The 20,357-nt window shown below is 61.6% G+C and carries 17 protein-coding genes; 6 read left to right on the top strand and 11 right to left on the bottom strand.

Annotation, left to right across the window (positions count from 1 at the left end; genetic code table 11):
- The first annotated feature begins 103 nt into the window (after positions 1-103).
- Positions 104-655, top strand: a complete 552-nt coding sequence (locus ACOZ4H_RS18460; protein WP_424330730.1) for a hypothetical protein — start codon at positions 104-106, stop codon at positions 653-655.
- An 8-nt stretch (positions 656-663) separates the two neighbouring features.
- Here the strand turns inward: ACOZ4H_RS18460 and ACOZ4H_RS18455 are convergent, their stop codons facing one another.
- The gene (locus ACOZ4H_RS18455; protein ID WP_424330729.1) at positions 664-1,167 is read right to left on the bottom strand and encodes a GbsR/MarR family transcriptional regulator; all 504 of its coding nucleotides are present in this window, start codon (positions 1,165-1,167) and stop codon (positions 664-666) included.
- 137 nt (positions 1,168-1,304) lie between these two features.
- On the opposite strand from ACOZ4H_RS18455, the gene ACOZ4H_RS18450 reads away from it, so the two are divergent.
- Positions 1,305-1,658, top strand: a complete 354-nt coding sequence (locus tag ACOZ4H_RS18450; RefSeq protein ID WP_424330728.1) for an ArsR/SmtB family transcription factor — start codon at positions 1,305-1,307, stop codon at positions 1,656-1,658.
- Between the two features lie 143 nt (positions 1,659-1,801).
- Here the strand turns inward: ACOZ4H_RS18450 and ACOZ4H_RS18445 are convergent, their stop codons facing one another.
- The 4 genes from ACOZ4H_RS18445 to ACOZ4H_RS18430 form a co-directional block, all read right to left on the bottom strand.
- Positions 1,802-3,181, bottom strand: coding sequence for a sugar porter family MFS transporter (locus ACOZ4H_RS18445; protein ID WP_424330727.1), 1,380 nt, complete (start codon positions 3,179-3,181; stop codon positions 1,802-1,804).
- A 169-nt stretch (positions 3,182-3,350) separates the two neighbouring features.
- Positions 3,351-4,556: an ABC transporter substrate-binding protein gene (locus ACOZ4H_RS18440; RefSeq protein WP_424330726.1), complete on the bottom strand. Its 1,206-nt coding sequence runs from the start codon at positions 4,554-4,556 to the stop codon at positions 3,351-3,353.
- Entirely contained in the window at positions 4,553-5,734 is a 1,182-nt protein-coding gene (locus ACOZ4H_RS18435) for an ABC transporter substrate-binding protein (RefSeq protein WP_424330725.1), read from the bottom strand. Before ACOZ4H_RS18435 ends, ACOZ4H_RS18440 begins: the two co-directional genes overlap by 4 nt.
- Positions 5,731-6,981, bottom strand: coding sequence for an ABC transporter substrate-binding protein (locus tag ACOZ4H_RS18430; RefSeq protein WP_424330724.1), 1,251 nt, complete (start codon positions 6,979-6,981; stop codon positions 5,731-5,733). The genes ACOZ4H_RS18435 and ACOZ4H_RS18430 overlap by 4 nt, the downstream gene beginning before the upstream one ends.
- Before the next feature lie 295 nt (positions 6,982-7,276).
- Between ACOZ4H_RS18430 and ACOZ4H_RS18425 the strand changes: the two genes are divergently transcribed.
- The 3 genes from ACOZ4H_RS18425 (at position 7,277) to ACOZ4H_RS18415 (ending at position 12,058) form a co-directional block, all read left to right on the top strand.
- The gene (locus ACOZ4H_RS18425) at positions 7,277-7,750 is read left to right on the top strand and encodes an Lrp/AsnC family transcriptional regulator (RefSeq protein WP_424330723.1); all 474 of its coding nucleotides are present in this window, start codon (positions 7,277-7,279) and stop codon (positions 7,748-7,750) included.
- Positions 7,751-8,175: 425 nt separating this feature from the next.
- A complete protein-coding gene (locus ACOZ4H_RS18420; protein ID WP_424330722.1) occupies positions 8,176-9,663 on the top strand; it encodes a proton-conducting transporter membrane subunit in 1,488 nt (495 codons plus the stop codon).
- On the top strand, positions 9,653-12,058 hold the full coding sequence (locus tag ACOZ4H_RS18415) for a DUF2309 domain-containing protein (protein ID WP_424330721.1): 2,406 nt from the start codon (positions 9,653-9,655) through the stop codon (positions 12,056-12,058). Before ACOZ4H_RS18420 ends, ACOZ4H_RS18415 begins: the two co-directional genes overlap by 11 nt.
- A 282-nt stretch (positions 12,059-12,340) precedes the next feature.
- Here ACOZ4H_RS18415 and ACOZ4H_RS18410 read toward each other — a convergent pair whose 3' ends face one another.
- The 3 genes from ACOZ4H_RS18410 to dgoD all read right to left on the bottom strand — a co-directional run bounded on the left by ACOZ4H_RS18410 (position 12,341) and on the right by dgoD (position 16,039).
- Positions 12,341-13,369: an LLM class flavin-dependent oxidoreductase gene (locus tag ACOZ4H_RS18410; RefSeq protein ID WP_424330720.1), complete on the bottom strand. Its 1,029-nt coding sequence runs from the start codon at positions 13,367-13,369 to the stop codon at positions 12,341-12,343.
- A 417-nt stretch (positions 13,370-13,786) separates the two neighbouring features.
- Positions 13,787-14,818: an NAD(P)-dependent alcohol dehydrogenase gene (locus ACOZ4H_RS18405; protein ID WP_424330719.1), complete on the bottom strand. Its 1,032-nt coding sequence runs from the start codon at positions 14,816-14,818 to the stop codon at positions 13,787-13,789.
- Positions 14,819-14,887: 69 nt separating this feature from the next.
- Complete coding sequence (gene dgoD / locus ACOZ4H_RS18400; RefSeq protein WP_424330718.1) at positions 14,888-16,039, bottom strand: galactonate dehydratase; 1,152 nt, start codon at positions 16,037-16,039, stop codon at positions 14,888-14,890.
- A gap of 115 nt (positions 16,040-16,154) precedes the next feature.
- On the opposite strand from dgoD, the gene ACOZ4H_RS18395 reads away from it, so the two are divergent.
- Positions 16,155-16,928, top strand: coding sequence for an SDR family NAD(P)-dependent oxidoreductase (locus tag ACOZ4H_RS18395; protein WP_424330717.1), 774 nt, complete (start codon positions 16,155-16,157; stop codon positions 16,926-16,928).
- A 5-nt stretch (positions 16,929-16,933) separates the two neighbouring features.
- Here ACOZ4H_RS18395 and ACOZ4H_RS18390 read toward each other — a convergent pair whose 3' ends face one another.
- The 3 genes from ACOZ4H_RS18390 to ACOZ4H_RS18380 are packed head-to-tail and all read right to left on the bottom strand — an operon-like array spanning position 16,934 to position 20,313.
- Complete coding sequence (locus tag ACOZ4H_RS18390) at positions 16,934-18,409, bottom strand: rhamnulokinase (RefSeq protein ID WP_424330716.1); 1,476 nt, start codon at positions 18,407-18,409, stop codon at positions 16,934-16,936.
- Positions 18,410-18,441: 32 nt separating this feature from the next.
- Positions 18,442-19,095 carry a class II aldolase/adducin family protein gene (locus ACOZ4H_RS18385; protein WP_129756242.1) on the bottom strand — a complete coding sequence of 218 codons (654 nt, stop codon included), beginning with the start codon at positions 19,093-19,095 and terminating at the stop codon, positions 18,442-18,444.
- A gap of 57 nt (positions 19,096-19,152) precedes the next feature.
- On the bottom strand, positions 19,153-20,313 hold the full coding sequence (locus ACOZ4H_RS18380) for an ABC transporter ATP-binding protein (protein ID WP_424330715.1): 1,161 nt from the start codon (positions 20,311-20,313) through the stop codon (positions 19,153-19,155).
- Positions 20,314-20,357 lie beyond the last annotated feature (44 nt).

Below are 20,357 nucleotides of genomic sequence, written 5' to 3'. Positions count from 1 at the left end.
AGCCGAATCTGAGGTTCGGGCACTCCCTCGATGGGCCGAAAGTGTGCCGTGTGTCGTGTGTATGGCCGGTTTTTATTTCCTTCCCCGCGAAGGTTCGGACAGAATGGCATCCTACGACGCGTTTGACCGGGACGTCGAAATCAACGGTCAAACGGTCCTCACGATTGTCGAGGAGGCGATGGGGAAGTTCTCAGACGAGTACCGGGAACGGGCGCTAACGGCGCTCGCTGCGGAGGGAATCACCGAGCCAGCGGCCGACGAGTGGTACCCGCAACAGGCCTGGCTAAACGCGTTCGAAACGATTGCTGAGGATCTGCAACCGCACGTCCTCGACCGGCTCGGCGAACAGATCCCGCGTGTCGCTGACTGGCCGAACGATTTCGATACTGTTCCGGAGGGGCTCCAGTCCATCGACGCGGCCTACCAGCGAAACCACCGTGGCGGGGCAATCGGAAGCTACCGCTTCGAATCCGTTGGCGAGCGGACCGGCGAGGTGGCGTGTGAGAACCCGTATCCGTGCCCGTTCGACCGTGGCCTCATCCGGGGCGTCGCCCAGCAGTACGCACCGGTCGACGCGTTCGTCTTTATCGAGGAAACGGGCGAGGCGTGTCGTCGGAACGGAGATGATACGTGTACGTACACCGTCTACTGGTAACCCGGTGACTACCGCTCGTTAGTCTCAAGCGCCTCTCGGAGTTCCGTAGCGGAATACTCCGACGCGAGTTGCACGATTTCTTCTAAATCTTCGTACGTCTCGCGGAGGTTCTGGATGTGCTCTTGCTCGTGAGCATCTGCTGGCACCTGCTCTTCCGCTCGGCGGATGGTCCTGAGCGTCGTCTGGACTTCCCGCTGGATGTATTGCTGGAACACGTCCTGCAAAATGAACCAGATCTCCCGTTCGGCTTCGAACCGGACTCGCCTGCCGCCCCCTGCAGACGACTTTCGGTGGACGAGCCCGATACGCGATAGCGTCCGTGTGACGTTACTGACCGTCGATTTCGCGTAGCCTGTTTCATCGACCAGTTCCGGGATGGAGAGCGGGTCCGCGGCGAAGTACAGCACGCCGTAGATACGCCCGGCACTTCGGCTGAGGCCGTACACTTCGGCCGATTGCTCCATCGACTCGATCACTCGTTCGCGTGCGACCGCGCTGTCGTCATCACTCATATATCCGAACTGACTGCCCTGTTTGCCGCGTACCCTGCTGCATCATATTCGTGTCTATAGATTCCGTAAGTATTAAATTGTTTGATTGGTTTGTTCGGATTGAGCCGAACAAACGAAAACATCCCTCCACATAACCCATGGCAAGCGTCTTCCCCCATCACCCGCCGGTTGACTATGTACCCCGAGAGCAGACGAACGTCGTAGTCAACGGTACCGAACCGACCGACGTCCTCCAGATTCTCTCGTCCGAGGCCGCCCAGGAGATACTGGGAGCGCTCAGAGACGAACCGAGGACCGCATCGGATATCGCCGACGCCGTCGACCGCTCGCTCCAGAGCGTCTCCTATCACCTCAACCGTCTCTGTACGGCTGACCTCATCGAACCCGTTGAGACGTGGTACTCGGAGAAGGGGACGGAAATGACGGTGTACGCTCTCGCCACGGAGCGGCTCGTCGTGCAGTTCAGTGACACCGCTGACCGCTCCGTGTAGGTGACCGAGTGCCCGTCGAGCGGCCAGAGTTGATCGATACCCCTCTTGTGCGAAGATGGACCGACAGCTCGACGGTGCAGTAGACACTCTATAGGTGTGAAAAGCCGAAGGCGGTGGGTTCGTCCGTCGTTCCGATGGCTGGATCAGTCAGCCAACGAGATGTTCTGCCGGAGATCGTCTTCAATTGCCTCCAGCGTCCGCCCCTTGGTCTCGGGGACGAAGCGGTAGACGAACAACAGTCCGACGAGACTGCAGAGACCGAACAGCCAGAACGTCGCGGACGTCCCGACTCCGTCGGTCAGCACAGGGAACGTCAGCGACACGAGGAGATTCGCTCCCCAGTTGGCAACGGTGACGACGCCCATGGCCGACCCGCGAACGGAAAGCGGGTATATTTCTGAGATCAGCAGCCAGAAGACCGGACCGAGACCGATTGCGAAGAACGATACGAACAGCATCAGACTGATCGTGGCGATGATGCCGAGGCCCCCGCCGAGACCGGGAAGGTAGAACACGGTACCGAGTACGGCGAGCGTCGCAACCATCCCACCGACACCGACAAGAAGCAGTCGGCGCCGGCCGACACGGTCGACGAGCATGATCGCCACGACGGTCATCACCACGTTGATAGTCCCGATACCGACTGTCGCAAGGATCGAAGCCACATTTCCTAGGCCGGTGGATTCGAGAATGGTTGGGGCGTAGTAAATGACCGCGTTGATGCCTGTAATCTGCTGGAAGACGGCGAGTCCGAGCCCGACGACGAGCGCTGGACGGAGCCACGGAGCTAGCAGGTCCCGAACGCCGGTTTCGGACTGTGTCTCGACGGTCTCCTCGATCTCGCCGAGTTCCTCCTCGACGCCTCCGGAACGGGTCCGCTTGAGGACCGCTCTGGCCTCGTCTTTCCGCCCGTGTTCGAAGAGCCAGCGCGGGCTTTCGGGCATTTTCAGGATGCCGATGGCGAGCACGACGGCCGGGACCATCCCGGCACCGAGCATCCAGCGCCACGCGCCCGCGTCGGCGAACGCGTAGTTGACGAAATACGAGAGCAGGATTCCGGTGGTCACCATGAGCTGATTGAGCGAGGTGAGCCCGCCACGAATCGCGGGCGGGGCGATTTCGGAGATGTACAGCGGGCCAACGATCGACGCGAAGCCGATAGCGACGCCGTCGATAAGCCGACCGGCGACGAGGACGGGGACGTTCGGCGCGACGGCCATCGTGAACGACCCGACAAAGAACACGATGGCCGCGATGAGGATGAGGCGACGGCGACCGAGGCGGTCGGCCAACTGGCCGCCGACGGCCGCACCGGCCGCGGCCCCGGCCATCGCGCCGCTGACGATGATCCCCTCGACCAGCGGCGACATGACGAACGAGTCCTGGATGAACAGGAACGCGCCCGAGATGATCCCGGTGTCGAACCCGAACAACAGCCCGTTCAGTGCGGCCAACGCGGAGACGACGTAGACGAACCGGTCGCCGTCACCGCGGAGGACGTTTCGTATGGTAGCTGTGGACATCTGAATAAATGTGAACTCGAATCTGTGTAAAAGTCTTTCCAAGTCTATTCGCATCACTGCGAAGCCGCTGGGAAATACCTGTGGCGGGCAGGGCGACCTGTTTTCATCACGGTACTCCTCTTCGGCTATGTCCGACAGATCAAAGCTCCGCGATGAACGGAACTCCCTATCACTCGACTATTCCTTCTGTGATAATCGTCGCGAGGTGATCCCGGTTGAACAGGTGCGTCTCAGTGAACTCCTCGGGGAAGTAGCGCTTCGCGTACCGTTCGATCATGAAGAGATTGTGCAGCGGTCCGGCGTAGATCGGGCCGCCGCGGAACACCCTGTCATTCTGGACGGCCGTCAACTGGCTGCCCACTTCGTGGTCTTTCATGTACGCGAGCACGGAACTTTCGAACTCCTCACGGGTCTTCCCCTCGCGATGGTATCGCAGAAGGAGTGAGTCCGGATCTATCTCCAGCAACGTCTCGTAATCGAGCGATTCCGACCCGGAATACCCCTCGATTCCGGTGTCCGAGAACGCGTCGGAAATTCCGAGCGTGTGGAAGTGCTCCTTGTTGGCCCCGTTCCCGCTGATCCGATACGGCGTGAACTCTTCCGGTTCCGCACCAGCGAACACCAGAGCGGCGTCCGGTCGCTTCTCCGTTGCCGGCAGTCGAGCCTGAACCGTTTCGACCAGGTCGTCGTGGATCGAGCGGATCGCCTCGAAGCGCGCCCGTTCCTGAACCATTTCAGCCACTTTCTCGAACGCTTCGTACAGGGTGTAGTACCGGTAGTCGTGCCAGTCGTCAGTCTGCCGGAAGATGAGGTTCCCGAGAAACGGTGCGACGTTCTCCCGAATCTCTGTGAGGTCAGACTGATCCCACGCCCCGAGCCAGTCGATAAGCGCGTTGGGATCGATGAGGTGCAGGTCTGCGTCCATCTCGTAGAACGGCTCCTTCGAGACGCCGTCGTTCCAGAGCTGTGTGAGCCCGTCAAGGTCGATAGACACTCCATCGAGTTCCTCGTAGTGCAGCGTCTTGTACCGTCCACGGTACCAGATCGATTGCGCCGCGTCGCCGTGACCAAGCGCGACCAGCATATCGATGTAGTCCGCGGTGAACGGGGCAATCGTCTCGGGCACAGTTTCGAATTCGACGGTACCGACTGGCTCCATCGTCACTGAATACGACCCGTCGGAAGTCGCTGTCCCGGCGTCAGTACCGCTTGTTTCGGTATCCGTACTACTGTCTCTGGTTTCGGCCACCAAAGATTTCTGGCTGCTGTCGCCTGAGCATCCGGCGAGCACTCCTCCGATGGCGAGTGCCCCGCCGCCTTTCACGACTTCTCTCCGTGTCGGTCGTTCGAACGTCGCTTTGTCCGGGTCGGTCATTCGAAATCACCAGTGACGATATCGGCGAGTTGCTGTCGGTCGAAGAGTTCGGTGTCAGAGGTTACATCGCCGAATGTATCGGGGTAGAGCTGTTTTGCCGCCCGTTCGGTCAAAAAGAGATTGTGAATCGGACCCTGCCGGAGGTAGCCACCGCGATACACGCGTCCGTTCTGTACTGCGGTCAGTTGGCTCCCGACGCTATGCTCCCGCATGAACTGTAGAACGGTCTCCCGGAACTCGGTTGCCGATTTTCGCTCGTGGCCGCGGACGAGGATAACGTCTGGATCGACCTCTAGAAGGGTTTCGTAATCGTACTCGCCCCGGTTGGTCGTACTGAGGTTTTCGATGTCGGTTCCAGCAAGCGCGTCGGTAACCCCGAGATCACGCCACTGCTTCTTGCTCGTGCCGTTGTCGTTCAGTCGATAGGGGGAGAACGATTCCGGTTCGTCGGTCCCCTCGAACGTGAGTAGGACGTTGGGCCGTTCCTCAGCCGGCGGGAGCTGACTCTGCAGGTCCGCGATGTAGTCGTCGTGTAGCTGTCTGAACGCCTCATACCGAGCCTGTTCTTGGAAGACCTCGGCGACCTTTTCGAAGGCCTGATACAAGGTGTAATACCGGTAGTCGTGCCACTCATCGGAGCGGCGGAAGATCAGATTCCCGAGGAACGGAGCGACGTTCTCAGCGATTTCATCGACATCCGACTGCGACCAGTCGAACCAGTTGACGAGCATCTGTGGGTCATAGAGGTGCACATCGCTGTCGAGTTCGTAAAACTCCTCTTTCGTTCGGACCTCTGGATTCGCGTCAATCGTTTCCTGATCGATGGACACACCGGGAAGCTCGTCGTAGACGTACGTGTAGTAGCGGTCAGCTCCGCCGATACCTGTGATGCCATCGGCCTGCCCGAGAGCCACGCCCATATCGGCGTAAGTGCCACCGTAGGGGAGCCACCGCTCGGGAACCGTCTGGAACGTAACGTCGCCCACCGGCTCCATGGTGACGGTATACGACTCCGTCTCGGTCGCCGTGGGTGTCTCTCTATTCTCTGTTGGGGTGGATTCTGAGACAGCATCGCCGGCACACCCGGCGAGCAAACTGCTGCCCGCAATCAGCCCGGCTCCCTTGATATAATCTCTGCGTGTCGGCTGTTCAAGCGCCGGTCTACCGGGGTCAGTCACTGTCCCTCACCCGTGATTATGTCAGCGACACGCTGGCGGTCAAACAGCTGTTCCTCAGCGGGGATTTTGGGATATGGCTCGCCGTCAGCATATCCCGGCCACTCGCCGAACTGGTCGGGATACAACTGCTTCGCGGTCATTTCAGTCTGGAACAGGTTCAGGATCGGACCCTGCCGACGAGCACCTTGAGCATATATCCGCCCCTCTTGGACAGCAGTGATTTCTCTCGTCACCTCGTTGTTCTCCAATTGTGACCGAATGTCGTCGAGGGTATGTGATTTCTCCATCGGACCGAGGACGAGCAACACGTCCGGATCGGCTTCGAGAAGCAATTCCGAGTCGAGCGTGATGTTTCGCCCGTCGTCGCCGTACCTGTCACCGACAGCGTCGGCTAACGCATCGGTAGCACCCAGCGGGCGGGTGTGTGCAGCGTAATAGCCCGGATGATTCATTTTGTATCCCCAGATTCTCTCATCCGATGTCGAAAATATGACCAATGCCGCGCTCGGCCGCTCAGTTTCCGGCGGGAGGCCCGCTCTGATAGTCTGCATCACCGATTCGCGGACGGATGTGAGTGCCTCGTACCGGTCAATCTCGCGAAACACCTGCGCGAGCTTTCCGAAGATCTCCCAGAGCGTATAGTATTCGTACACATCGGCCCAGCCTGATGGCGGTTCCTGATGGGTGCCGCTGAGCGTGTTCCCGAACCACGGGCCAACGTTCGAGCCGATCTCCCGGAGGCTACTGTCATCCCATCCCTCGGCTGTGGCCACCTTCGCCGGGTCCGCAATATGGACATCACTATCGAGTTCGTATAGTTTCTCTTTTGTCGGTGGCCACGAGGAGTACAGACCGTCCCAGTCGACCGAGACGCCGTCCAGACGATGGAGGAACTTCTGATACAACGACTGGTGGTATTCGGGCGCGTGCATCGCGTTGATCGCGTCCCCTCGCCCGAGTGCGACCAGCATGTCCACGTGGTGGCCCAGAATCGTGAACACGTCCTGGGGAATCGCTTCGAACTCGACGGTACCCATCGGCGACATCGTAACCGAATGTCTCCCGTCTTCTGGCGTTTGTCCCTCCGTCGAGGAAGGCTCGTCTCCTTTGCTCGTCTCGGCCGGAGTTGACTCGGAGCCGGGCTGACTTGCACAGCCTGCCAGCAAGCCGCCGCCCACCAACGCGCCACCGTACTTCACGTAGTCGCGTCGTGTTGGGTTCTCGTGGTTCATGTCATCTCTCGACATAATAGTTAGGCCCGCCTAAAAATACATAACTGCTTCGGAATTTAGGCGCGCCTGAAAACGAAACCCTATGACAGACCTAACCCAGTCACTTCATTTGATGGTCGCTAGACGAATTTTCGCTCCACACCTGTTCATGCAAAGTGCGATTTCAGTGCTGTCCTATCAAAATCAGACCTGAACATCTAGTGACAAGTGGAACAGGTGAGGTCGAAACCTCTCTGCTGCTGATGCCAGCCACAACAGCGGTTCAAGATAACGTACAACAGTAAAGTGTCCTTACTGTGGACACACTAGTATGGCTGATGAGGAAATCGATGACGTAGACAGGGCAATTCTGTACGCATTACAGGAGGATGCTCGAAACATGTCGTCCGGAGACATCGCGGAGCGAACCAGTACGTCGGACAGCACCGTCCGCAAGCGTATCAACCATCTCGAGTCCAGCGAGGTCATCAAAGGCTACAGCGCTGATGTCGACTATCAGCAGGCGGGCTATCCGCTCCGGATGTTGCTCTACTGCACTGCGTCGATTCCCGAACGAGGTGACTTAATCCCCGAAATCCTGGAGATAGACGGTGTCGTCTCGGTGCAGGAACTGGTCACTGGCGAGGAGAACCTCCTCGTGACGGCTGTCGGTGAGTCCGACAGCGATATCACGCCTGTCGCGCAGGCACTTCTCGACATGGGCCTGACGGTGGCCGACGAAGTACTCGTCCGAAGTCACGAGACGACGCCCTTCGGCAAGTTCGATTCCGAGAACGGTACCTAGCCTAGGACGGTGGTACTGTTGCGGAGTTGTGGGCTGGACGCTTGCGTGTACTGTGGCCCCGATTCAGGAAATTAGTAGAGTAAACGGCTCTAATCAGACACCGAACTGGGTTTCTAATCTAGTGTATCGAACGGTCTGGTATTATCTGGTTCTTATACCGCCCGATCAGCCCCGATAATCTGAGTCAGGTACGTGTGAGCAGGTGGGTCGTTTTTCGGGTATAGGTTCTGAGGTACTTGTCTAGTCCTCTGTCAGTGGTTTCGCCCGACTCCAATCTCAAAAACATAATGTTCTATAATCCACTTCTTTAGGAACAAATTGGTAGTATAGAAGGATTTAATAACCAGTCCGTTCGCACTATGGGTGAAGACAACCAGAATCGGTCGACCACGTTCTGTGGTTGCCGTGCTGGGTCACGAACAACGATGTCAGGACGCAACTCAACGACGACGGTTGGATCACTCCCGGACACGACGGTGGAATCGCCGCTCGTGCCCGTCGCACTCACATGGCTCGTGTGGACGATGTTGGCCGCGAGCATCGCTGTGCTTGCCGTCCGGATCCGAACCGGGTTCGCATGGGAGATACCCGGCGTTGTTGCCGTCGACGGGCTGACGATTCTGATGTGGGTGGTCGTCACCTTCTTTAGCGGTATCGTTCACAGCTACTCGCGCCGCTACATGGCGGGTAGTCAGCTCAAAACGTCCTTTTTCGCCACCGTGTTCGGCTTCACAGCGGTTGTGATGGGTCTTGTCGCGGCCGATCACCTCGCCCTGTTCGGGGCGCTGTGGCTCGCGATGGGGCTGCTAATGGCGAAGCTCATCGGTATCGTCAGCGGTTGGGACCAGGCGCAGGCTGCTGCCACGGTCGCCCGCAAGTACTTCATCGCCAGCAGCGCGCTTCTCGGCGTCGCGCTGACGGCACTGTGGTGGGCGACCGGTGCGACCACAGTCTCCGGGATTACGGCGGCTGCCGACTCACTTGGTGGCCCGGTGTGGCTGGTCGCGGCTGGCGCGATCGTGCTCGCAGCGATGATTCAGTCCGCCCTGCTTCCGTTCCACGGCTGGCTCCTTTCCTCGATGACTGCTCCGACCCCCGCGTCGGCGCTGATGCACGCCGGGTTCGTCAACGCCGGCGGCATTCTGCTGACTCGCTTCGCGCCGGTCATCACCGTCGACGCCACGCTCATGCTCGCAATCGTCGGCGTCGGTGGAGCCAGCGCCATCGGGGGGAAACTCCTGAAGTCGGTCCAGACGGATATCAAGGGCAAACTCGGCTGTTCGACGGTCGGCCAGATGGGATTCATGATCATGCAGGCCGGCCTCGGCTTCTTCGGGGCTGCTATCACCCACCTCATCCTGCACGGCTTCTACAAGGCCTACCAGTTCCTCAGTGCCGGCGGACAGGTCGAACACACTAGCCCGAGCGAGGGGACGCCACACACGATAGGAACGACGACGAGCATCGTCGGCGCAGTCGTCACACTGCTGACCGGCATCGCCGGCGGCGCGGTGTTCGCGGTGCTGACAGGGAAAGGGACGAAGGTCGACAGCGGCCTCCTGCTGACCTTCTTTGTGGTGTTCACGACGCTCCACGCGGCCCGCAGCGCCGTGCAGCACGCCTCGCTTCCGACGACAGCCCGCTACGGGGCCGTTCCACTGGTCTTCTTCCCGGCCATCGTCATCTACGCTGCGGTCTACACAGGCGTCTCGGGACTCATGCCTGTCAGCCCGGAAACGACCGAACTGACCCTGCTCCACGGCATCATCGCCGTCGTCTTCGTCGGCATCTACACCGGCATCGAGACCGGGATCCATGAGCGCAGCCAGCGCCTCTACGTGGCGCTGTTGAACGCCGGCCAACCGGCAGCCGACACTTTGTTGACCGCGACGGAGGACTACAATGAGTACTGAACCCACCATCCACGACAGTATCGACACCGCTGCGACCACCGTCGGCTCCCTCTGGCCGATCCACTCGTTCGTGACGGCAAACCCCCTCACGGGATTCGAGGACCAGCCGTTCAGTGAGGCGGTCACGCAGGCAGCCGACCTGTTGGGTGGCCGTGGCTACCCCAGCGCCGAGACGTTCCGTGCGGCGCTACAACGCGGCCAGATAGACCCGGAGACTCTCGACGCCGAGCTCTCCGAACTCGGCTATGAGGATGAGCCCGAGATACTGCTCGATCACATGGCTAACGCGGCCGACGCGACGGACAGTGATTCCGACACCGCCACGGACCGCGTCGACCAGGTGCTGACGAAATGGCTGTCGGCGTTCCTCGATGAGGGGAGCGCCCACTGGTCGATGCCGAACCGCGAAGCGGGGTTCTACACCGCCTTCCGCGGAGTGGCCGAGCACGACGGCGAAATCCCCGACGAGGGGATCGTTGCCGATCTGCCTGAAACGCCGACTGAGACCATCGAGACCGTGCTTGCGCCGTACCCGGAGAGCCAGTGGGTGTCCATTTTCGAGGAGCAATTGGCCGCCCTTCCGGGCTGGACGGGCCTCATCAAGCAGCGTGCCGACGACGAGGGGGCGTGGCAGTCAGCGTACCCGATTTCGCTAGCTGGGTACCTCGCGGCGCGTCTGGCCCTGCTAGATGCCGTCGGTGCTGATATCGCCCCCTCGAACGACAGCATCGATCCGGACCCGACCGCCGAACTCGCCGGGGCGTTCCTGCGCGCCTGGGAGGCGACATACCGCGGTGACCTCGTCGAGACCGTCGCCGCGGAGAGCCAGTCAATCGCCGACAGCGACACGTCGGGCCGTCCGGACGCGCAGTTGGTCTTCTGTATCGACACCCGCTCGGAAATCGTCCGCCGCCACATCGAGGCCGCGGGCGACTACGAGACCCATGGGTACGCCGGATTCTTCGGCATTCCGATGGAATACCGGGGCTATGACGACGACGTGTCGGTCGATGCTTGCCCGCCGATCCTCGACCCGCAGCACCACGTCACCGACGTGCCGACCGACGACGACACTCAGGCGAGCCACGACCGCTTGTCGGGCATCCGCGAGACCGCCGACGAAATCATCGAAACGGTAGAGGCCAACGCCGCCACAGCTTACGGCTACGTCGAGACTGCCGGGAGCGGGTACGGCCTCGCGCTCGCAGCCCGCACGCTCGTCCCCGGGCGCGTGCATGACCTTGTCGACGCGGTCGACGACTCGGTACCCGATGAACACGAGTTCTGTGACCCGCTCGTCCACCACCAGCACAGCTACGCCGGTGATCTGCCGGTGGGACTGACCACCGAGGAGAAAGTCGAGTACGCCGCCACCGCGTTCGATCTGATGGGCTGGGAGACGTTCAGCCGCCTCGTCGTCTTCACCGGCCACGCCAGTGAGACGGCCAACAACCCCTACGATTCGAGTCTGGACTGTGGTGCCTGTGCCGGCAACCCCGGCGGCCCGAACGCCCGCGTGCTGGCGAAAATCTGCAACGACGACGAGGTCAGGGCCGCGCTCCGCGACCGCGGTTTCGAAATCCCCGAAGACACCGTTTTTCTCGCCGGCGAACACAACACGACGACCGACGAAGTGGAACTGTACGACAGCGACGTTCCGGAAACCCACGCTACCGACCTCGACCAGTTACGCGCCGACCTCGCCACCGCCCGCGAGAACGCGGCCGCCGAGCGCGCCGAGTCGATGGGTGCCGACGGCTCCTCGGGCGTCAGCGAGACGGAACGCCGCGCCGCCGACTGGGCCGAGACCCGCCCCGAATGGGGGCTGGCCGGCAACGCCGGGTTCGTCGTCGGCCCGCGCGAACTGACGAGTGATGTCGACCTCGACGGCCGCGCATTCCTCCACTCGTACGACTGGTCGACCGACCCTGATGGTGAAGCCCTGGAAGCGATACTCACCGGACCAATGGTCGTCACGCAGTGGATCAACACCCAGTACTACTTCTCGACGGTCGACAACGCCGTCTACGGGAGCGGCTCGAAGGTGACCCACAACCCCGTCGGCAACGTCGGCGTCTACCAGGGCAACGGCGGCGACCTGATGACCGGCCTGCCGCTCCAGTCGCTGATGGCGGCCGACGACGACCCGTACCATCAGCCGCTCCGCCTCTCGACGGTCATCCACGCGCCGGTCGACCGCGTCAACGGCGTCCTCGCTGACCACGCGGAACTGGCAGAGCTACTCGACAACAACTGGCTCTCTCTGACAGTCGTCGATCCCACGCAGGACCACCGTGCCTTCGAGTACGAGCATGACTTGGAGTGGTCGGCCGTGTCTGAGCTATCCGAAGCCGACCCGGCGGAAACGACCGCTCCTGCGGCCGCCGACGACTAAGCTGGTCCGCACAGGCGGTATCTGAAACCGCTGTAGATCAGCGATTTTCGGGATGCCGCTATCACTCTGTACAGTTAGATACTGGGATACACAGCAGAGAGCGGCCCATCTAGAACCCATATACCGAGTAGAAATACAAAAACAGAAATATATGCCCATATGTGGCAGATAAAAGACTAAATAGCCATAAATGGATGTGTTGAGTACACGTTTGCTGTCACAAACCCCTTCTTTGAGACTGCATCAAGGCGCTTCGTTTACATTTCACTCCGATAGAAGGGATTAGCGCGGTGCGAGACCGACACCGTCTGCGAGCAACTCGTGTGATCGGAGCGCGTCAGCGTGGTCGCCGACGACGTGCTGGATCATCACCTCATCGACTCCGACACGATCAGACAGTTGTTCGAGAAGGTCATTGAGCGTGTCCGGACTGCCGGAAATCGCCCGCGGCCACGCACCGGCGTCCAGCGTGGCAGGCGTCGGTTCGGGCACGGTCCCGAGTTCGTCGATCGCTTCTTCGACAGATGGAGTCGTGCCAACGACCCCTCGCTCCATCCGCTTGAACGACGCTTCGGCCACGGCACGGAACCGCGCCGCTTCCTCGTCGGTCTCGCCACAGACTGCGTTCACCGCGACCATTCCCTGTGGCTCGTCGACGCCGCCGGCCAACTGTGAGGACTCGAAGTGGCTCCGGTACTCCTCGAACGAACGGGCGGCCAACTCCGGTCGAATGAACGCGGCGAAACAGTAGCGCAGGCCGAGTTCGCCGGCCAGCGCCGCGCTCGACGGACTTGATCCGAGCACCCACGGAACAGGTGTGTCCGCATCTGAACGAGGAATTTCCAGATCACTGTACGCGTGTCCGTCCGGGTAGCTGTCGTAGAGGTGCGAAACGACGGCTTCGATTTTTTCGGCGTGGTCTTCGTCGGGGTTCCGGACACGCCGGTCCGTCCCAAGCGCCCGGTCGACGGCCGGAGAGCCGTTAGCCCGTCCAAGCCCCGCGTCGATACGCCCCGGAGCGAGCGCGTCGAGAGCGCCGAACAGTTCCGCGACTTTGAACGGGCTGTAGTGGTTGAGGAGGACTGCCCCTGACCCGAGCCGGATCGAGTCGGTTTCGGCGGCGAGGTTGCCGAGCAGTACCTCGGGTGTTGTCCCTGCAAGCGTTTCCCCCATCCCGTGATGTTCCGCCACCCAAAAACGGGAATAGCCGAGGCGTTCGGCCTGCTGGGCGGCGTCGATGGTGTTCGCATACGCAGCAGTCGCAGTTCCGTTATCCGGGACCGGAGAGAGATCGACGATAGAGAGATCCATACCCGGTCACAACGGTTGCGGGGTATAACCGTTCGGCTACTAACAGTGCGTGAGTCTCTCAACCGGGCACCCCACTCCGATGAGCTGTCTCACCAAGGCATAGCTAGAATATAAGAAAGTCAATAGGAATATGTAAATATTTACAAAATATAATATATGACTTCGCTATACTGCTATATTTGGGTACTGTGTAGTTCGATGAGTTATCTCAGGTACGAAACCACAGAAACCCGACGAACCGGGGTTAAAGGCCTTTAATGGCTGCTCTCATATGGTAAGCCAACTCAGAAATTACTTCAGAGTTGCATCGGGAGTCGGGCATACATTCGGTCTGCTGAAATTACTACCAAAAACCAACAATATTCATTTAGATATCATATTACGCTTTTCGGGATAATCTTCCCAATGCAGTGCCGGTTACGAATCAAGTGATATCATGCCCTTGACGACAGTCGGCTCCATCGCCCGGCGGAACGCGTCGTCGATGTCTTCGAGTTCGGATTCGAAGTCGATTATGCCCTCGACGTCGACTTCGCCGTCGGCCAACAGGTCGACAGCCGCGTCGTAGGTGTTCTTGTACCGGAACGAGCCGTGGACATCAACTTCGTTGTCGATGAGTTCCAGCACGTCGATTGGGACCTCCGCTTCGCTGGCCAGGCCAACCAAGACGACAGTGCCGCCCCGACGGACCACGTCAATCGTCGACTTGATCGACGGCTCCGCGCCGGAGGCTTCGACGACCACATCAGCACCGACGCCGTCCGTGTACTCGGCGACCGCCGCATCGAGATCCGTTTCGGCAACATTGACTGCCAGGTCCGCGCCACGTTTTTCGGCGAACGCCAGCTTTTCGTCGACGACATCGGTTAGTATTACGTCCGTCGCGCCCGCGGCGCGCGCGGCCTCCAGCACCATCAGCCCGATAGGACCGGCTCCGGTTATCAGCACCGTATCGCCGGTTCCGACGCTGCCGCGGCGGCAGGCGTGAATCCCGACCGAAAGCGGCTCGCACAGCGCCCCTTCGGCGGTGGAGACGGACTCCGGGAGCGTGTAGGCGAAGTCGGCCGGCCACGAGACGTACTCCGTGAACGCGCCGTCGTGTGGCGGCGTCGCCATGAATGTCACTTCCTCACAGAGGTGATAGTCGCCGCGCTTGCAGTGGGCACAGCGCCGGCATGGAACGCCGGGTTCGAGCGCGACGCGGTCGCCCGGTTCGTGGTCGGTTACGTTCTCGCCGACCTCGACGACTTCACCGGCACTCTCGTGTCCGAGGACGAGCGGGTCCTCGACGACGTAGTCGCCGATACGACCGTGTTCGTAGTAGTGGACGTCGGAGCCACAGATACCCACGTCGCGCACGGCAACGAGTACGTCATCCGGTCCGGGCGACGGTCTGGGACGGTCCTCCAGCTCGAACTCAGTCGGTTCTACCAGTACAGCAGTTCGCATACCTGTTGGCACGGAACAGAGCCATAAAAATACACAGGGTGGGCCGCCACGTGCGGTTGCCGTGTCCAGCTACCACTCCGCGACGCTCCCGTCCTCATGGTGCCAGACCGGGTTGTACCAGTTGACCTCTGTCTGTGCCAGCTCGCGGATGTAGGCCTCGTCGATGTCGATACCGAGTCCGGGGCCGGTCGGTCGTTTGACGTACCCATCTTCGAACTGGAACGTCTCCGGGTCCTCCAGAACCTTGAGTCGCTGGCTCGACGTCGGGTCGTGCAAGTCGAGGTCTTGTTCGTGCAACACGACGTTCTGGGCGCAAAACCCGACCTGCAGGCTCGCCGCGAACGCGATGGGGCCGAGCGGGCAGTGTGGAACGACGGACACGTCGAACGCTTCCGCCATCGACGCGACCTTGCGCATTTCGCTGATACCACCGACATGGGTCACGTCGGGCTGGAGTATCGACACCGCGTCATCGACGAGGAGGCGCTTGAAATCGTAGCGCGAATAGAACCGTTCGCCAGTCGCTATCGGGACAGTCGTCCGCTCGGCGATACTGGCAAACGAGTCGTCGTGTTCGGGGAGCAGCGGCTGGTCGATAAACATCAGATCGAACTGTTCGAGTCGCTCGACGAGATCCGCAGCCATCGGTTTCGAGACGCGGCCGTGGAAGTCGACGCCGACGAGGGCATCGTCACCGACGGCGTCACGGATGGCGGCCACGCGCTCGACCGCATGATCGACGGCATTCGGCGTCTCAATCGGCCGAAACTCGCGGGCGAAATTGAACTTGAAAGCCCTATAGCCGCGTTCCCTGTCCTCTCGTGCGGCGACAGCCACGTCTTCGGGGTCGTCGCCACCGAGCCACTGGTAGACGAGTAGCTTATCGCGGACGTGCCCGCCGAGTAGTTCGTGCACCGGTGCGCCGTAGTGCCGCCCCTTGATGTCCCAGAGCGCGTGGTCGATGCCCGCGAGCGCGCTCATGAGTATCGGCCCGCCGCGGAAGTACCCGCTTTGATAGAGCTTCCGCCAGTGGTACTCGGTTCGAAGTGGGTCGGCCCCAAGGAGATACGCCTCGATAAGCTCGGTAACAGCGGCACGGACTGTCTCCAACCGGCCCTGAACGATGGGCTCGCCCCAGCCGACGATCCCCTCGTCAGTCTCCAGTTTAAGAAGCAACCACCGCGGCGGCACGGCGAACAGTTCGAAGTCGGTGATTTGCATAGCTATGTTATCTGCGAGGGAGTACTTGTAATGACTGGCTGCCGAGATCAGCAGGGCGTATGACAGAGATAGGCGTACATTTATGCTGGAGGCTACCGGAGCACCAAGCGTACGCATGAGTGTACTCGACAGTTTCTCCCTCGACGGAGAGACGGCTATCGTCACCGGTGCGGCGCAGGGCCTCGGGAAACAGATGGCGACCGGTCTCACCGAGATGGGGGCCGACGTGGCTATCGCGGACGTGAACATCGAGAAAGCGGAACGGACGGCCTCAGAACTCGACGGTCAAACGGACGTCGTCGCGACGGAGGTCGACGTGACGGACGAAGCCTCGGTCGAGGCGATGGTCGAAGACGTGACCGACCGCCTCGGACCGATTGACGTACTGGTCAACAACGCCGGGATCGTCGAGAACTCCCCTGCGGAGGAGACGAGCATCGAGTCATGGCGGCGGGTCGTGTCGGTCAACCTCGACGGCGTCTTCCTCTGTGCCAAACACGTCGGCCAGCAGATGCTCGAGCGGGGCAAGGGGCGCATCGTCAACGTCTCCTCGATGTCAGGCTTCGACGTGAACGTCCCGCAGAAACAGGCCAGCTACAACACGACGAAAGCCGGCGTCAGGATGCTGACCCAGTCACTGGCGGTCGAGTGGGGCGAGCAGGGCGTCCGCGTCAACGCTATTGCGCCCGGCTACATGCGGACCGAACTCGTCGACGAAGTGCTCGAAGAGAGTCCCGAGATGGAAGAAACGTGGCTCGAGAACACGCCGATGGGCCGACTCGGCCGGCCTGAGGAACTGAAAGAACTCGTCGTCTACCTCGCGTCGGATGCGTCGTCGTACATGACAGGGTCGACCGTCGTGATGGACGGCGGCTACACCTCGCGGTGAAAGCGTCAGACTTCGGACAGCGAGTCGTCGGTCAGTGCAGCCAACCGATCTTTTGCGTCGGCCCACTCGCCAGCGGTACCCGGTTCGTATGTCGTCGTCTCGAACGCCGATTCGACCAACTGCCGCCCGGTTTCGATGTCAGAAACCGTTCCGGCTGCGACGGCCTGTGTGAGGACGTTTCCGACAGCCGTCGCCTCGACTGGCCCAGTCGACACCGGGCGGTCAGTGGCGTCGGCCAGTAACTGACAGAACAGTTCGTTTCGGACGCCGCCGCCACCGAGAACAATGCGCGATGGTGGATCATCGATGACTGCCGCGAGCGCGTCGAGTTCCAGGGCCGTTTTCGCCGCCAGGCTGTCGAGGAGACAGCGGACGATACCGCCCTGCCCTGTCGGAACCGGCTGGTCCGTTCGGCGACAGTAGGCCCGAATCTGGCCGGGCATCGGCTCGTCGATGCCGAACGCGTCGGCGTCCGTGTCGACGAGTGCGGTCCGTGGTGGGGCCTTCTCGGCGGCCGACAGCAGGTCGCCGTAGTCGACCGACTTCCCGGCCTCGCGCCACGCTTCGCGGCACTCTTCGAGCATAAAGAAGCCGTTGATGTTCTTCAGGAGCCGGACGGACCCGTCGACGCCGAGTTCGTTCGAGACGGCCTGTTCGAAGGCAGCGTCCGTCCGCACCGGGGCGTCGCGCTCGACGCCGAGGACGAACCACGACCCGGTGTTGAGGAACGCGGCGTCCTCGACGAGCGGGAGGCCGGCGACGGCCGCCGCCGTGTCGTGGCTCGCCGGGGTCACGATCTCCGGCGGGGAAGACAACCCCGAGACGACGTCGTCATCGACCGCCCCGAGACATTGTCCGGGTTCAGACAGCGGCGGGAGCAGGTCAGTCGGCACCGACAGCTCCTTGAGCAGGTCGGTGGCCCACGTTCGTTCCTCGGGATCGACCATCTGCGTGGTCGAGGCAATCGTCACCTCGCCCGCCGGCACCCCTCCAATCCGTGCGGACAGGAGCTGTGGCATCATGAGCAGGCCGTCGGTTTCTTCGAGGCGTTCGGGCTCCCGCTCGGCGATGGTGTGGAGCTGCCACAGTGTGTTCGGCGTGTTCCAGTTCGTGATGCCGGTCGCGTCGAACAGCCGCCGCTTGCCGACGGCCTCGAACACTTGCTCGCGCGTGGCCGTCGACTCGGGGTCGCGGTAGGAGACCGGGTCCCGGAGCAGTTCGCCGTCGGCCAGGAGTCCGAAGTCGAGCCCCCAGGTGTCGATACCGACCGTGTCGAGGCCGTCGGCGCGGTCGTCGGACGCACGGAGCCCGTCGCCGATGTGGTCGACCAGCGCGTCGACGTCCCAGACGTAGCGGCCGTCCCGTTCGACGGGTCGGTTGTCGAACCGGTGGACCTCCTGTACCGCGAACGAGGACTCGGTCACCTCGCCGAGGAACACCGTCCCGCCGCTCGCGCCGATGTCGATTGCGACGTGGTTCATGGGATGCTCTCAGGTGTGGTTCGCACGAGTGGTCACTGTCCGTAGCTGTCGAGCTTATCGGCCAGCCGGTCGATCTCCTCGTCCGGGAGGATCTCCGGCTCGCCGATGGCCCGGGCCTGATGGTGGATGCGGGCGCAGTACTCGACCATCAGCGCGACCGTGTAGGCGTCGTCCAGCGACTCGTCGGCGGTCAGCACGCCGTGGTTGCGCAACAGCGTGGCGTTGAACGACTCGCCCAGCGCGTCGACGGCCGCTTCGCCGAGTTCTTCGGTCGCGTGTGTCCGGTATTCGGCGACGGGGACCTCCGTCCCGGTAAACGAGAGGAGGTAGTGCGAGGCCGGTATCGGCTCGCCCAGCGAGGCGAACGTCGTCGCGTACGGCGAGTGGGTGTGGACGACGCCGCCGACCGCCGGTCGCTCGCGGTAGACGGCCAGATGCATCGGCAGCTCCGTCGACGGGTCGACGTCGCCCTCGACGACAGTGCCGTCCGTGTGTACGATCGGAACGTCTTCCGGTTCGATCTCTCCATAGGGGATTCCCGACGGGCTGATCGCGATGTGGTTCTCGTCGAGCCGGGCGCTGAGGTTCCCGCCAGTCCCGGTTGTCAGGTCGTCGTCGAGCAGGCTCCGGCCGTACTCGCAGATAGCGTTACGCGTCTCGTAGTGTGGAATATCTTGAGCTGTCATGTGTCGTGTATCGATAACTGTCGGTTGCGGCGAGTGAGGCGACGACGGGTATCGCCGTCACTCGGCGGGTTTCATCTGCTCTTCGAGCGCCATCTCCGCGTCGTCACCGAGCTGGCGCTGGTGGATCGTCTCGCCGCTGGCGCGGTCGAACAGGTGCACGTCCCGGTCCGGGATCTCCACGTAGACGTGTTGGCCCTCGCTGATCGGGCGCTGGCCGTCCGTCTCGACGATGAACGTCTGCTCGTGGCTCTGTGACCGGGCCTGGAGATAGACGTAGGAGATGCTCCCCATCGGTTCGACGACGTCGACGACGGCCTCGAACTCGTGGCCCGAGTTCGCCCGGTCGTGAAGCGTCATATCCTCCGGCCGAATACCGAGGACGAGTTCGTTTCGACTCCCAACAGCGGACTGCATCCGCTCGGTCAGGTCGAAGTCGAAGCCGTCCGCGCGGAGGGTTCCGCCCTCGACGGTGCCCTCGAAGAAGTTCATCGACGGTGAGCCGAGGAAGCCGGCCACGAACTGGTTGGCCGGGCGGTAGAAACACTCCAGCGGCGTGCCGACCTGCTGGAGTTCCCCGTAGTTGAGGACGACGAGCCGGTCGCCCATCGTCATCGCCTCCGTCTGGTCGTGGGTGACGTACAGCGTCGTCACGTCGAGGTCGTTCTGGAGTCGGTTGATCTCGGTCCGCATCTCCGCCCGGAGCTTCGCGTCCAAATTCGACAGCGGCTCGTCCATCAGGAAGACGTTCGGATCACGGACGATAGCGCGACCGAGCGCGACACGCTGTTGTTGCCCGCCGGAGAGTTCGCCGGGCTTGTCGTCCAACAGCATGTCGATGTCCATCATCTCGGCGGCGGACGTGACGGCTTCCTCGATCTCGTCGGCGGACATGTCCGTCGACATCTTCAGCCCGAAGGACATGTTCTCCTCGACGGTCATGTTGGGGTACAGCGCGTAGTTCTGGAATACCATCGCAATATCCCGGGCGCGCGGGCCGAGCTGATTGACCAGTTCGTCGCCGATGTGAATGTCGCCTTCCGTTTGCGTTTCCAGCCCCGCGACGATGCGCATGAGTGTCGACTTCCCGCTCCCGGACGGACCGACGAAGACGATGAACTCGCCATCGCGGATGTCCAGCGAGACGTCGTCGACGGCGACGATTGACTCATCTCCTTCACCGAATCGCTTCGTAACGTCGTCGATTGTGATCTTTGCCATTATTTTGCCTCCGATGTGCGGCTAGTTGAAGCTACCGCCGCCGC

The sequence above is a fragment of the Haloarcula amylolytica genome (assembly GCF_049705545.1).
Taxonomy (GTDB): Archaea; Halobacteriota; Halobacteria; order Halobacteriales; family Haloarculaceae; genus Haloarcula; species Haloarcula amylolytica_B.
Note: the sequence above shows the minus strand (reverse complement) of the source record. Positions and strands in the feature narration are given on the sequence as shown.